Source organism: Kineosphaera limosa NBRC 100340, assembly GCF_000298215.1.
Taxonomy (GTDB): domain Bacteria; phylum Actinomycetota; class Actinomycetes; order Actinomycetales; family Dermatophilaceae; genus Kineosphaera; species Kineosphaera limosa.
This window is the reverse complement of record NZ_BAHD01000035.1, coordinates 10,067-23,462: the sequence shown is the minus strand read 5'-3', so window position 1 is coordinate 23,462 and position 13,396 is coordinate 10,067. Positions and strand designations below refer to the sequence as shown.

Annotated in this window: 9 protein-coding genes; 8 read left to right on the top strand and 1 reads right to left on the bottom strand. The window is 70.8% G+C overall.

Translation table 11 applies throughout. From position 1 onward, the window contains the following. Positions 1 to 18: 18 nt before the first annotated feature. From KILIM_RS11515 to KILIM_RS11505, 3 genes are all read left to right on the top strand, one after another. Positions 19 to 1,290 carry a glutaminase gene (locus tag KILIM_RS11515; RefSeq protein WP_006592862.1) on the top strand — a complete coding sequence of 424 codons (1,272 nt, stop codon included), beginning with the start codon at positions 19 to 21 and terminating at the stop codon, positions 1,288 to 1,290. Between the two features lie 74 nt (positions 1,291 to 1,364). Then, positions 1,365 to 2,642: a glutaminase gene (locus KILIM_RS11510; RefSeq protein ID WP_006592861.1), complete on the top strand. Its 1,278-nt coding sequence runs from the start codon at positions 1,365 to 1,367 to the stop codon at positions 2,640 to 2,642. A gap of 363 nt (positions 2,643 to 3,005) precedes the next feature. Further along, entirely contained in the window at positions 3,006 to 3,740 is a 735-nt protein-coding gene (locus KILIM_RS11505) for an IclR family transcriptional regulator (protein ID WP_006592860.1), read from the top strand. 86 nt (positions 3,741 to 3,826) lie between these two features. On the opposite strand, the gene pgi is transcribed toward KILIM_RS11505, so the two are convergent. Next, the gene (gene pgi / locus KILIM_RS11500) at positions 3,827 to 5,509 is read right to left on the bottom strand and encodes a glucose-6-phosphate isomerase (protein WP_040563099.1); all 1,683 of its coding nucleotides are present in this window, start codon (positions 5,507 to 5,509) and stop codon (positions 3,827 to 3,829) included. Positions 5,510 to 5,744: 235 nt separating this feature from the next. On the opposite strand from pgi, the gene pyrR reads away from it, so the two are divergent. From pyrR to carB, 5 genes are read left to right on the top strand one after another with little or no spacing between them, the layout of a single operon-like run. Further along, positions 5,745 to 6,413, top strand: coding sequence for a bifunctional pyr operon transcriptional regulator/uracil phosphoribosyltransferase PyrR (gene pyrR, locus KILIM_RS11495; protein WP_006592858.1), 669 nt, complete (start codon positions 5,745 to 5,747; stop codon positions 6,411 to 6,413). Then, positions 6,410 to 7,357 carry an aspartate carbamoyltransferase catalytic subunit gene (locus KILIM_RS11490; protein WP_006592857.1) on the top strand — a complete coding sequence of 316 codons (948 nt, stop codon included), beginning with the start codon at positions 6,410 to 6,412 and terminating at the stop codon, positions 7,355 to 7,357. Before pyrR ends, KILIM_RS11490 begins: the two co-directional genes overlap by 4 nt. Then, a complete protein-coding gene (locus KILIM_RS11485; protein ID WP_006592856.1) occupies positions 7,354 to 8,682 on the top strand; it encodes a dihydroorotase in 1,329 nt (442 codons plus the stop codon). The genes KILIM_RS11490 and KILIM_RS11485 overlap by 4 nt, the downstream gene beginning before the upstream one ends. Next, entirely contained in the window at positions 8,679 to 9,920 is a 1,242-nt protein-coding gene (gene carA, locus KILIM_RS11480; RefSeq protein WP_006592855.1) for a glutamine-hydrolyzing carbamoyl-phosphate synthase small subunit, read from the top strand. Before KILIM_RS11485 ends, carA begins: the two co-directional genes overlap by 4 nt. Beyond that, complete coding sequence (gene carB, locus KILIM_RS11475; protein ID WP_006592854.1) at positions 9,920 to 13,390, top strand: carbamoyl-phosphate synthase large subunit; 3,471 nt, start codon at positions 9,920 to 9,922, stop codon at positions 13,388 to 13,390. Before carA ends, carB begins: the two co-directional genes overlap by 1 nt. Positions 13,391 to 13,396: the final 6 nt, after the last annotated feature.

Here is a 13,396-nt window from a genome sequence, read left to right as displayed (position 1 = left end):
GGTCCGTAGGGTCGCACCATGAAGGTTCCGGTCGACGACTATCTCCAGCAGGTTCTCGGTGAGTGCGCCGGCGACGAGGGAGAGGTGGCCGACTACATCCCCGAACTGGCCGCCGCCGACCCGGATCGGCTCGCGGTCGCATTGTGCGTGGCCGACGGCACCGTCTACGCCGCCGGCGACGCGGACGTGCGCTTCTCCATCCAGTCGATCTCCAAACCGTTCGTCTACGCGCTCGCCCTCGCCGACCGCGGCCAGGAGGCGGTGCTGGACCGGGTCGGCGTCGAACCTTCCGGCGATGCGTTCAACGAGATCTCCCTGGAGGAGGACACCGGCCGGCCGCGCAATCCGATGATCAACGTCGGCGCCATCACCACCCATGCGCTCGTCGGCGGCGACGAGTGCTCGGAGCAGGACCGCTGCGAGCAGGTGCGCGCCGGACTGTCCGCGTTCGCCGGCCGCGAACTGAGCGTGGACGAGGCCGTGTTCGCCTCCGAGATGGAGACCGCCGACCGCAACCTGGCGCTGGCTCACCTCGTGCGCAGCCACGACATCATCGCCGGCAACGCGCACGAGACGGTGCGCGGCTACGTCCGTCAGTGCGCCCTGCTCGTCGACGTGCGCGACCTGGCGGTCATGGCCATGACGCTCGCGGCGGCCGGGCGCAACCCGCTGACCGGCGAGCAGGTGGTGCCGGAGGCGGTGTGCCGGCAGGTGCTCTCGGTCATGGCGACGTGCGGGATGTACGACGCGGCGGGCGACTGGCTGACCAACGTGGGCATTCCCGCCAAGAGCGGGGTCGCCGGCGGGATCATCGGCGCGCTGCCCGGGCAGGTCGGGATCGGCACCTTCTCGCCCCGCCTCGACCGGTTCGGCAACAGCGCCCGCGGAGTGAACGTCTGCGAGCGACTCTCGAACGACATGGGACTGCACCTGATGTCCGCCCCGCCGCTCGCGGTCGCGGCCGTGCGCGAGAGCGGCACGGTCGAGTACGAAGGCCAGACGTGGCTGCACGCCGAACTGCAGGGCCCGATCCGGTTCGCTGCCGGCGAGTCGGTGTTGCGCGCGCTGGCGCAGCTCGAGCCTGGCCCCGAGCCGCTGGCGCTCGACCTCTCGCGGGTCACCTCCGTCGATGACGTTGGTCGACGGATGCTGCTCGAGGGCATCCGCCGGCTGACCCTCGACGGCCACGACGTCGTGCTCGTCGACCCGCGTGACGTGCTGCCCGACCCCGACGCCGGCGACGGCATCCGGCCGCAGGTTCGCACGTCCTCGCCCTACGCCGACGCCTGAGCAACCTGCCACGATCCTGCTTTGCGGCATCTGTGGCACCGTCTTCGCCGCCGAAGCATCCGTAAGGTCGGGCCATGAAGGTTCCGGTCAGTGACTACCTCCAGCAGGTTCTCGGCGAGTGCCTGGCCGACGAGGGCAGCGTGTGCGACGTCATCCCCGAGCTGGCCCGGGTCGATCCGGATCAGCTGGCCGTGGCCATGTGCGTCGCCGACGGCACGATGTACACCGCCGGTGACGCCGACTCCCGCTTCACGATCCAGTCGATCTCCAAGCCGTTCACCTACGCGCTCGCGCTCGCCGACCGGGGGGAGAGGGCGCTGCTGGAACGGGTGGGAGTCGAGCCCTCCGGGGACCCGTTCAACGAGATCTCGCTCGAGGCAGGCACCGGCCGACCTGACAACCCGATGATCAACGTCGGCGCGATCACCACGTACACGCTGGTCGGCGACGGCGACCTCGGCGCGCAGGAGCGCTTCGAGCGAGTGCACGCCGGGCTCTCCGCGTTCGCCGGCCGCGACCTGGCCGTCGACGAGGCCGTGTTCGCCTCGGAGATGAGCACCGCGCACCGCAACCTCGCGCTGGCGCACCTGGTGCGCAGCCACGACATCATCACCTGCGATCCGCACGAGGCGGTCACCGGTTATGTCCGCCAATGCGCGCTGCTCGTGGGCGTGCGCGATCTGGCGGTGATGGCGATGACCCTCGCCGGGCACGGGCGAAATCCGGTCACCGGAGTGCAGGTCGTGCCCGAGCCCGTGTGTCGCCTCGTGCTCTCGGTCATGGCGACCAGCGGCATGTACGACGCGGCCGGCGACTGGATGACACAGGTCGGCATCCCCGCCAAGAGCGGCATCGCAGGGGGCATCCTCGGGGCGCTGCCTGGTCAGGTGGGCCTGGGCACGTTCTCACCGCGCCTGGACCGCTTCGGCTCCAGCAGCCGCGGCGTGCAGATCTTCGAGCGGCTCTCCACCGACATGGGCATGCACCTGATGTCGTCGCCGTTGCCCGGGGTGGCGGCCGTCAGCGAGTCCGGGGTGCTCGAACGCGACGGCGAACAGTGGTTCCAGACGGTGGTGCAGGGGCCCATCCGGTTCGTCTCCGGAGAGGTCGTGCTGCGCGCGTTGTCGCGGATCGAGCCCGGCCCGATGCCCGTGGTCATCGACGTCGCCCGCGTCGCCTCCGTCGACGATGTGGGCCGGCGGATGCTGCAGGAGGGGGTGCGCCGCCTGAAGCTCGATGGGCACCGGGTGCTGCTCATCGACCCGCGCGAGGTGCTGGCGGACCCCGGCGCTGATGCCACAACTGATGCCACAACCGGTGAGGCGTCGACTGGTGTCGGTGCCCTGCCATAGGTCCGCGAGGCGATGCCCGCCGACGCCCTCCGACGCCCTCAGTAACCGCGGCACCCCGGACGTAGCGACTTCTTGACGTACTCGGAGTGGTGCTCCTCGGATGCCCAACGCGCTGACCTGCAGCGATGAAAATCGGCCGTCGCGCCAGTACGTCAAGAAGTCGCTACGTTGCCTGGCCCGCTGCCGCACGGGGCGGGTTCACCCGGCACTCGGGAAGCCTCGGGAGGCTCACGAGTGACCGGATGGCGCGCACGCGGCGACAATGATGCAAATAGTGCGTGTTCAGCGTGTATGTTGCCGTCATGCCACCAAGGCGCGGCGCCCGTGATGGCGCCGTCCGGCTGACGGAACGCGAGGTGCCAGATGGGCAACGGGAGTAAGGGGCACTCGGGCGCGGACGACCCCGTGCCGGGGGCCGAGCCGACAGGTCGGCGGGCGGACGGGGCGCAGACGCTGGAGCGGGGCCTGCTTGTGCTGCGGGCGCTGGCCGACGCGCCGCAGGGGTTGACCGCCAGCGAGGTCGCCGCGCGTCTTGGGGTGCATCGGTCGGTGGCCTACCGGCTGCTGCAGGCGCTGGCGCGCACGGGTTTCGCGGCCCGCACTGGCACTCGCTACCGGATCGGCGCGGAGCTCGTCGCCCTCGGCCAGCGGGTGCGTCCCGGGCTGCGGCAGGCTGCGGAGCCGATCCTGGCCGACCTCGCCGACCGCACAGGATCCTCTGCATGTCTGCTCGTGCGTGACGGCGAACACGCAGTGGCGATCACCGTGACCCAGCCGTCGACGACGACCACGCACCTCTCCTACCGCGTCGGCAGCCGCGATGCCCTCGACCGGGGCGCCGGCAGCATCGCCGTGCAGGCCGCCGGACCCGTCAGTGCCGACGACAGCGACCGGGTGCGCGCGGCCCGCCGCGAGGGATTCGTGCTCTCCAGTGAGGAGGTGACTCCCGGCACCCACGCCGTCGCCGCGCCCATCCGCACCACACACCCCGACGGCCCCGCCGCCGTCACGCTCATCACGCACCGGCGCGAGACCGCCGAAGGGGCCGTCGACGCCGTCGTGGCCGCCGCCGCGCGCATCGGCGCCGCCTTGGGCTGAGACGACCGGGCGGCCCCCGTCATCGAAGGCCGCCCAGCGTGGCGTGATACGTGGCCCGACACAGGGCTTGAAACAGACCTGACGGGTTACGCCGTGCGGTGCTGCCGGTAGAAGCGGATGAGGCCCTGCGTGGAGGCGTCCACCTGCTCCAGGGCGTGCTCGTCGCCGCCGACGGCCGGCGTCACCGCCTTGGCGAGTTGCTTGCCGAGCTCGACGCCCCACTGGTCGAAGGAGTCGATGCCCCACACGATGCCCTGAACGAACGTGATGTGCTCGTACAGCGCGATGAGCTGACCGACGACTGAGGGCGTCAGCGAGGCCGACATGATCGAGGTCGTCGGGCGGTTGCCGGTGAACACGCGCGCGGGCACGATCGCCTCGTCGGTGCCCTCGGCGCGCACCTGGTCGGCGGTCTTTCCGAACGCCAGCGCCGCGGTCTGGGCGAAGAAGTTCGCCAGGAACAACTCGTGCACATCGGCCGCGCCGTCCTTGAGCGGGTGCGCGGGGTTGGCGAACGCGATGAAGTCGCACGGCACGAGCTGGGTGCCCTGGTGGATCAACTGGTAAAAAGCGTGCTGACCGTTGGTGCCCGGCTCGCCCCAGAAGACCTCGCCCGTCGAGCAGGTGACCTGGGTGCCGTCCCAGCGCACGCCCTTGCCGTTGGACTCCATCGTCAACTGCTGCAGGTACGCGGGGAAGCGGTGCAGGTACTGGCTGTAGGGCAGCACCGCGTGGGTGCGGGCGTCGAGGAAGTTGACGTTCCACACGTTGAGCAGACCCATGAGCGCCGGCACGTTGCTGGCCAGCGGCTCGCTGCGGAAGTGCTCGTCGATGGCGTGGAAGCCGCCGAGGAAGTCCGCGAAGTTCTCCGGGCCGAGCACCACCGCCAGGCTCGTGCCGATGGCCGAGTCGACGCTGTAGCGCCCGCCGACCCAGTCCCAGAAGCCGAACGCGTTGGCGGTGTCGATGCCGAACTCGGCGACCTTGTCCAGTGCCGTCGAGACGGCCACGAAGTGCTTGGCGACCGCGTCGGCGGCCTGGGAGTCCGAGCCGTCGATCGCGCCGGCGCTCTTGAGGGAGTCCAGCAGCCACGCCTTGGCCAGCCGCGCGTTGGTCAGCGTCTCCAGCGTGGTGAACGTCTTGCTGGCGACGATGAACAGGGTGGTCTCCGGGTCGAGCCCGCGGGTCTTCTCCGCGATGTCCGTGGGGTCGATGTTGGAGACGAAGCGGGCGCTCAACCCCTCCTGCACGTACGGCTGCAACGCTTCGTAGACCATGACCGGGCCCAGGTCGGAGCCGCCGATGCCGATGTTGACGATGGTCTCGATGCGTTTGCCGGTCACGCCCTTCCACTCGCCCGAGCGGACCGTGCGCGCGAAGTCGTACACCTTCTCCAGGGTGGCGTGCACGTCCTCGACGACGTTCTGCCCGTCGACCTCCAGCTCGGCGCTCTTGGGCAGCCGCAGGGCGGTGTGCAGCACCGACCGGTTCTCGGTGACGTTGATGCGCTCACCGGCGAACATCGCGTCGCGCCGCGCCGGCAGGTCGACCTGGTCGCCCAGGCGCACGAGGGCGGCCAGGATGTCGTCGGTCACGAGGTTCTTGCTCAGGTCGACGAACAGGTCGCCCGCGGTGAACGACATCCGCTGCGCGCGCTGGGGGTCGTCGGCGAACCAGCCGCGCAGGTCGGGGTTCAGGCCCTTCTTCAGCTCGGTGAGGGAGGCCCACGCGGTGGTGGTCGTCGGGTCCACGGGAACGGCAGCAGTCATCGCACAGCCCATCTGTTTCGGATCGGTGGGGCGCCATCGCGCGCGGCCGCGTTACCGTGACAGGGCGACGCGCGGGCTTCACCGACCACCCTAGTCACCGCGCTCGGGCTGGAGGGGGTTCTGCGGGGTTGCGCGGGGCGGTTCGGTCAGGGCGCGCCGCGGGGTTAGGGTGAGCGACGAATCGGAACATCCTTTAACACCGTCCGGTGAGGCGGGGAAGGAGGTTCGGCGCGCCATGGTGCCCGAATCCGCTGGACAGTCCGACGCGAGCCCGCCGCAGGCGCAGGCGATCCCTGGTGGTCGCCCGGCACCGGAGGCGGGAGCGCCCGTTCCGCCTGAGTCGCGCGTCGTGTTGCGCGACGAAGACATCGCCCGGGGTCTGCGGCGCATGGCCCACGAGGTGCTCGAGCACAACAAGGGCGCCGACGACCTCGTCGTGCTCGGCATCCCGACGCGCGGGGTGATCCTCGCCCGCCGCCTGGCCGAGCTGATGAGCCAGGTCGAGGGGCGGCCCATCCCCGTCGGCTCGCTGGACATCACGCTCTACCGCGACGATCTGCGCCGCCAGCCCACCCGGGCGCCCGGCTCCCTGGCCATCCCGCCGGGCGGCATCGACGACAAGGTCGTCGTCCTCGTCGACGATGTGCTCTACTCCGGCCGCACGATCCGCGCCGCCCTCGACGCGCTCACCGACCTGGGCCGCCCGCGCAGCGTCCGGCTCGCGGTGCTCGTCGACCGCGGCCACCGCGAGCTGCCGATCCGCGCCGACGTCGTCGGCAAGAACCTGCCGACCTCCAGCAGCGAACGCGTGCACGTGCGGCTCGCCGAGTGGGACGGCGGCACCGACGAGGTCCGCATCTCCCGCGGCGCGCCGGCCGACTCCGCGAGGAAGGGAACGGCATGAATCGGCACCTGCTCTCGATGGCAGACCTGAGCCGCGACGACATCCTGACCCTGCTCGACACGGCCGTGCAGATGCACGAGGTGCAGCACCGCGAAGTCAAGAAGCTGCCGACGCTGCGTGGCCGCACGGTCATCAACCTCTTCTTCGAGGACTCCACGCGCACCCGCTCAAGCTTCGAGATCGCCGGCAAGTGGATGTCGGCTGACACCATCAACATCTCCGGCAAGGGGTCGGCGACCTCCAAGGGCGAGTCGCTGCGCGACACCGTGCTGACGATCACAGCGATGGGCGTCGACGCCCTCGTCATGCGGCACGCGGCCAGCGGCGCCGCGCACCAGGTCTCCCAGTGGGTCGACGCCGCCGTCATCAACGCCGGTGATGGCACGCACGAACACCCCAGCCAGGCGCTGCTCGACGCCTACACGATGCGGGCCCGTCTCGGCCGCCTCGAGGGGCTGCGCGTCGCCATCGTCGGTGACCTGCTGCACTCCCGGGTGGTGCGCTCGAACCTGCTGTGCCTGGCCCAGTTCGGCGCCGATATCACGCTCGTCGCCCCGCCGACGTTGATGCCCTCGGGCATCCGCGACTGGGCGCAGCGCGACGGCTTCTCGATCACCAACGACCTCGACGAGGCGCTCGCCCAGCCGCTCGACGTGCTCATGATGCTGCGCGTCCAGCGCGAGCGCATGAACAGCGGGTTCTTCCCCACCGAGCGTGAATACACGACCGGCTACGGGCTGACTCGCGAGCGCCTCGCGACGCTCATGCGCCGCAACGAGAAGGCCGTCATCGCCCACCCCGGACCGATGAACCGCGGCTTCGAGATCTCCCCGGAGGCCGCGGACGGCGCCTCCTCGATCATCCTCGACCAGGTCTCCGCCGGTGTGGCGGTGCGCATGTCGATCCTGTACCACCTGCTCGCCGGAGAGGGGAACGCAGCGTGAGCCTGCTCATCAAGGGCGCCGACCTGCTGGGGCAGGGGCGCGCCGACATCCTCATCGACGGCGGCCGGATCACCCAGGTCGGCTCGATCCACTCCGGCCCCGACGGGACGCAGGTCATCGACGCCGACGGGCTCGTCGCCCTGCCCGGCCTCGTCGACCTGCACACCCACCTGCGCGAACCGGGCCGCGAAGACGCCGAGACGGTCGCCACCGGATCCGCCGCGGCTGCGGCGGGGGGCTACACCGCGGTGCTCGCGATGGCCAACACCGACCCGGTCACCGACACCGCCGAGGCCGCCGAGCACGTCTTCGACCTCGGCCGCCGCGCCGGGCTCGTCGACGTCGTGCCTGTCGGCGCCGTCAGCAAGGGCCTGGCCGGTCAGGAGCTCGCCGAGCTCGGCCTCATGGCTCGCAGCCGCGCTCGGGTCCGGATCTTCTCCGACGACGGACGGTGCGTGCACGACGCCCGCCTCATGCGCCGGGCGCTGGACTACCTCAAGCCGTTCGGCGGGCTCGTCAGCCAGCACGCCCAAGACCCGCGCCTGGCCGACGCCAACGCCTGCTGCCACGAGGGTGAACTCTCCGGGCGCCTCGGGCTGCCCGGCTGGCCCGGTGCCGCGGAGGAGGTCATCGTCGCCCGCGACGTCATGCTCGCGCGGCACACCGGCGGGCGGGTGCACGTCGCGCACGTCTCCACCGCCGGCTCCCTCGAGGTCATCCGCTGGGCCAAGGCCGCGGGCATCCAGGTGACCGCCGAGGTCACGCCGCACCACCTGCTCCTGACGACGGACCTGCTGACTGGCTACGACCCGACGTTCAAGGTCAACCCGCCGCTGCGCCCCAGCGAGGACGCCCACGCGCTGCGGGAGGCGCTGGCCGACGGCACCATCGACGTGGTCGCCACCGACCACGCGCCGCACGCCCGCAACGACAAGGAGCACGCCTTCGTCACCGCCGCCTTCGGCATGGTCGGACTGGAGACGGCGCTGCCGGTCATCAGCACTGTCATGGTCCGCGAGGGGCTGCTGACCTGGGCCGATGTCGCGCGTGTCATGTCCGCCACCCCGGCCCGCCTCGCCCAACTCGAGGGCCAGGGCCGGCCCCTGGAGGCGGGGGAGCCGGGCAACGTCACGCTGCTCGACCCGGCGGCCGTGCACACGGTCAACCGCGACGACTCGCTCTCCCAGGGGCGCAACAACCCCTGGCACGGGCGCGAACTGACCGGCAAGGTCGTCGCCACGGTGTTGCGCGGGCGCGTCACCGCCCGCGACGGCCAGCTCGCGGAAAGCGCCGACGAACCCTTCGACAAGGAGGTGTCTGCGTGAGCACGCAGACGCAACTGCTCGACCTCCCCCCGGCCGTGCTGGTGCTCGAGGACGGCCGCATCATGCGCGGCCAGGCCTACGGGGCGACCGGCACGACCTTCGGCGAGGCGGTGTTCTCCACCGGCATGTCCGGCTACCAGGAGACGATCACCGACCCCAGTTACCACCGGCAGGTCGTCGTCATGACCGCCCCGCACATCGGCAACACCGGGGTCAACGACGAGGATGCCGAGTCGCGGCGCATCTGGGTCGCCGGCTACGTGGTGCGCGACCCCGCGCTGCGGCCCAGCAACTGGCGCTCGCAGCGCACCCTGGAGGACGACCTGCGCGACCAGGGTGTCGTCGGCATCAGCGGCATCGACACCCGCGCCCTGACTCGACACCTGCGCGAACGCGGGGCGATGCGCGTGGGCATCTTCTCCGGCGCCGACGCGCAACAGACCGACGCGGCGCTGCTGGAGCAGGTGCGCGAGGTGAGCCCCATGTCGGGCGCCGAGCTCGCCTCGCAGGTCAGCACCGACGAGCCGTACGTCGTGCCGGCCGTGGGTGAGCGGCAGTACACGGTCGTGGCGCTCGACCTGGGGATCAAGGCGATGACCCCGGCGCTCATGGCGCAGCGCGGCATCGAGGTACACGTGCTGCCGGCCGACGCGGGCCTGGTCGACGTGCTCGCGGTGCCGGGCGTGCATGCCGCCGAGGGGCCCGACGGGGTGTTCTTCTCCAACGGCCCCGGCGACCCGGCGACCGCCGATCACCAGGTCGACGTGCTGCGCTCGGTGCTCGGCGCGCGGATCCCGTTCTTCGGCATCTGCTTCGGCAACCAGGTGCTCGGCCGCGCCCTGGGCTTCGGCACCTACAAGCTGAAGTACGGGCACCGCGGCATCAACCAGCCGGTCATGGACCGCTCGACCCGCAAGGTCGAGGTGACCGCGCACAACCACGGGTTCGCGGTCGATGCGCCGCTGGACCGCGATGTGCCGGCCCCGGCGGATGCCGAGCAGGGCACCAACTTCGGGCGGGTGCGGGTCAGCCACGTCTGCCTCAGCGACGACGTCGTCGAAGGCCTCGAATGCCTCGACCTCCCCGCCTTCTCCGTGCAGTACCACCCGGAGGCAGCGGCCGGCCCACACGACTCGGCCTACCTGTTCGACCGCTTCGTCGACGTGATGCGCACCGGCCGCCCACCGGCAGACCTCATCGGCGATAACGCACACTCTTCTGTGGAGAAAGAGGCCTGATGCCCAAGCGCACCGATATCGCGTCCGTGCTCGTCATCGGCTCGGGGCCGATCGTCATCGGGCAGGCCGCCGAGTTCGACTACTCCGGCACGCAGGCGTGCCGGGTGCTGCGCGAGGAGGGCCTGCGGGTCATCCTCGTCAACTCCAACCCGGCGACGATCATGACCGACCCCGAGATCGCCGACGCCACCTACGTCGAGCCGATCACCCCGGGCGTTCTCGAGGCGATCATCGCCAAGGAGCGCCCGGACGCGGTGCTCGCGACCCTCGGCGGGCAGACCGCCCTCAACGCCGCGATGGCGCTGCACGAGGCGGGCACACTGGCCAAGTACGGCTGCCCGCTCATCGGCGCCTCCGTCGAGGCGATCCAGCTCGGGGAGAACCGGGAGCAGTTCAAGGGCGTCGTCGAACGCTGCGGCGCCGAGTCGGCGCGCTCGGTCATCTGCCACACGATGGACGAGCTGCTCGCTGGCGCAGCGGATCTCGGGTATCCGGTCGTCGTGCGCCCCAGCTTCACGATGGGCGGCCTCGGGTCGGGCTTCGCCTACGACGAGGACGATCTGCGCCGCATCGGCGGGGCTGGCCTGCACGACTCTCCGGTCACCGAGGTGCTGCTGGAGGAGTCGATCCTGGGCTGGAAGGAGTACGAGCTGGAGGTCATGCGCGACCACGCCGACAACGTCGTGGTCGTCTGCTCCATCGAGAACGTCGACCCGGTCGGGGTGCACACGGGTGACTCCATCACGGTCGCGCCGGCGCTCACCCTGACCGACCGCGAGTACCAGAAGCTGCGCGACATCGGCATCGCCGTCATCCGCGAGGTCGGCGTCGACACCGGCGGCTGCAACATCCAGTTCGCCGTCAACCCGGTCGACGGGCGCATCATCGTCATCGAGATGAACCCGCGGGTGTCCCGCTCCAGCGCGCTGGCCTCAAAGGCGACCGGCTTCCCGATCGCCAAGATCGCCGCGAAAATGGCCATCGGCTACACCCTCGACGAAGTGCCCAATGACATCACCACACGGGGGGCTGCGCCCCCCGTGGACCCCCCGACAGGCTCGGAGCTCGCTGCGCTCGCGCGGTCCGATGTTCCGACGAATCAGGCTCGCTTCGCTCGCGATTCGTCGGGCGGAGCGTGGTATCCGGCTGCGTTTGAGCCGACTCTGGACTATGTCGTGGTGAAGGTGCCTCGGTTTGCGTTCGAGAAGTTCCCGGCCGCCGACCCCACGCTGACGACGACGATGAAGAGCGTCGGCGAGGCGATGGCCATTGGCCGCAACTTCACCGAGGCGCTGCAGAAGGCGCTGCGCAGCATCGAGCAGAAGGGCGCCGGCTTCCACTGGGACGCCGAGACCAAGCCGAGCAAGGAGCTCGCCCGCGCGCTGCTGCAGCAGGCGATGACCCCCACCGACGGGCGGATCGTGCTCGTGCAGCAGGCGCTGCGCGGCGGGCTCTCGGTCGAGGCCGTGCACGAGGCGACGGGCATCGACCCCTGGTTCCTGGACCAGATTCAGCTGCTCAACGACGTCGCCAAGGCAGTGCAGGTCTCCAGCGGCCACGGTCGCGCGGTGAGCCCGCAGGCGCTGCGCCTGGCCAAGCGGCACGGCTTCTCCGACGCCCAGATCGGTCAACTCATCGGCGCTCCCGAGGCGGTCGTGCGCGGGGTGCGGCACGCGCTGGGCGTGCGCCCGGTGTACAAGACCGTCGACACCTGCGCCGCCGAGTTCGCCGCCTCGACGCCCTACTACTACTCCTCCTACGACGAGGAGACCGAGGTGGCGCGACGGCAGCGGCCGGCGGTCATCATCCTGGGCTCGGGGCCCAACCGCATCGGCCAGGGCATCGAGTTCGACTACTCCTGCGTGCACGCCAGCTTCGCGCTGCGCGAGGTCGGCTTCGACACGATCATGGTCAACTGCAACCCCGAGACCGTCTCCACCGACTACGACACCTCCAGCCGGCTGTACTTCGAGCCACTGACGCTGGAGGACGTGCTGGAGGTCGTGCACGCCGAGATGGCCGCCGGCCCGGTCGCCGGTGTCGTCGTGCAGCTGGGCGGGCAGACACCGCTGGGCCTGGCGCAGGCGCTCAAGGACGAGGGTGTGCCGATCGTCGGCACCAGCCCCGAGGCGATCGACCTGGCCGAGGACCGCGGTCACTTCGGACGCGTGCTCGCCGAGGCCGACCTGCCGGCCCCCAAGCACGGCATCGCCTACTCGGCCGACGAGGCCGTGGGGGTGGCCGACTCCATCGGCTACCCGGTGCTCGTGCGGCCCAGCTACGTGCTCGGCGGCCGCGGAATGGAGATCGTCTACGACGAGAAGACGCTGCGCACCTACGTCGAGCGGGCCACCCACGCCTCCCCGGAGCATCCGGTGCTCGTGGACCGCTTCCTCGACGACGCCATCGAGATCGACGTCGACGTGCTCTTCGACGGGGTCGACCTGTATGTCGGCGGGATCATGGAGCACATCGAGGAGGCCGGCATCCACTCCGGTGACTCCGCGTGCGTCATCCCGCCGGTGACGCTCGGCCCCGGGGAGGTCGAGCGGGTCCGCGAGAGCAGCCGCCGCCTCGCCGAGGGCATCGGCGTGCACGGGTTGATGAACGTGCAGTTCGCCCTCGCCCAAGATGTGCTCTACGTGCTCGAAGCCAACCCGCGCGCCTCCCGCACAGTGCCGTTCGTCGCCAAGGCGACCGGGGTGCCGCTGGCCAAGGCCGCCGCCCGCGTCATGCTCGGCGCCTCGATCGCCCAGCTGCGCGCCGAGGGGCTGCTGCCCGCGACCGGAGACGGTGGCGAGCTGCCCGTGGATGCGCCGGTGTCGGTCAAGGAGGCGATCCTGCCGTTCAAGCGGTTCCGTACCGCCGACGGGCGGGTCGTCGACTCGGTGCTCGGCCCCGAGATGCGCAGCACGGGCGAGGTCATGGGGATCGACGACACCTTCGGCCCGGCCTTCGCCAAGACTCAGATGGGGGCCTTGTCGGGGTTGCCGGTCGCGGGCCGCATCTTCGTCTCGGTGGCCAACCGGGACAAGCGCGCGATGGTCTTTCCGATCAAGGTGCTGGCCGACCTGGGCTTCGAGCTGCTCGCCACGAAGGGCACCGCGCAGGTCTTGCGCCGCAACGGCGTGCAGGCCACCGTGGTGCGCAAGCACAGCGAGGGAGCCGGTCCGCACGGCGAGCCGACCATCGTCGAGGAGATCCTCGCAGGTACCGTCGACATGGTCGTCAATACGCCGGGCAGCAGCGATGCCCGGCGCGACGGGTACGCGATCCGCACCGCGACCACGAGCATGGACCGGCCGATCATCACGACGGTGCAGCAGCTCGCGGCCGCAGTGCAGGGCATCGAAGCCCTGCGCCGGGGACCGTTGCAGGTCGCCAGCCTGCAGGAGCACGCCGCGCGTCTCGCGGCGGGCCGGCAAGCCGGGGGGCTGCCGGACGCCGCCGCGGACGCCCAGTACGCCTAGTGAAGG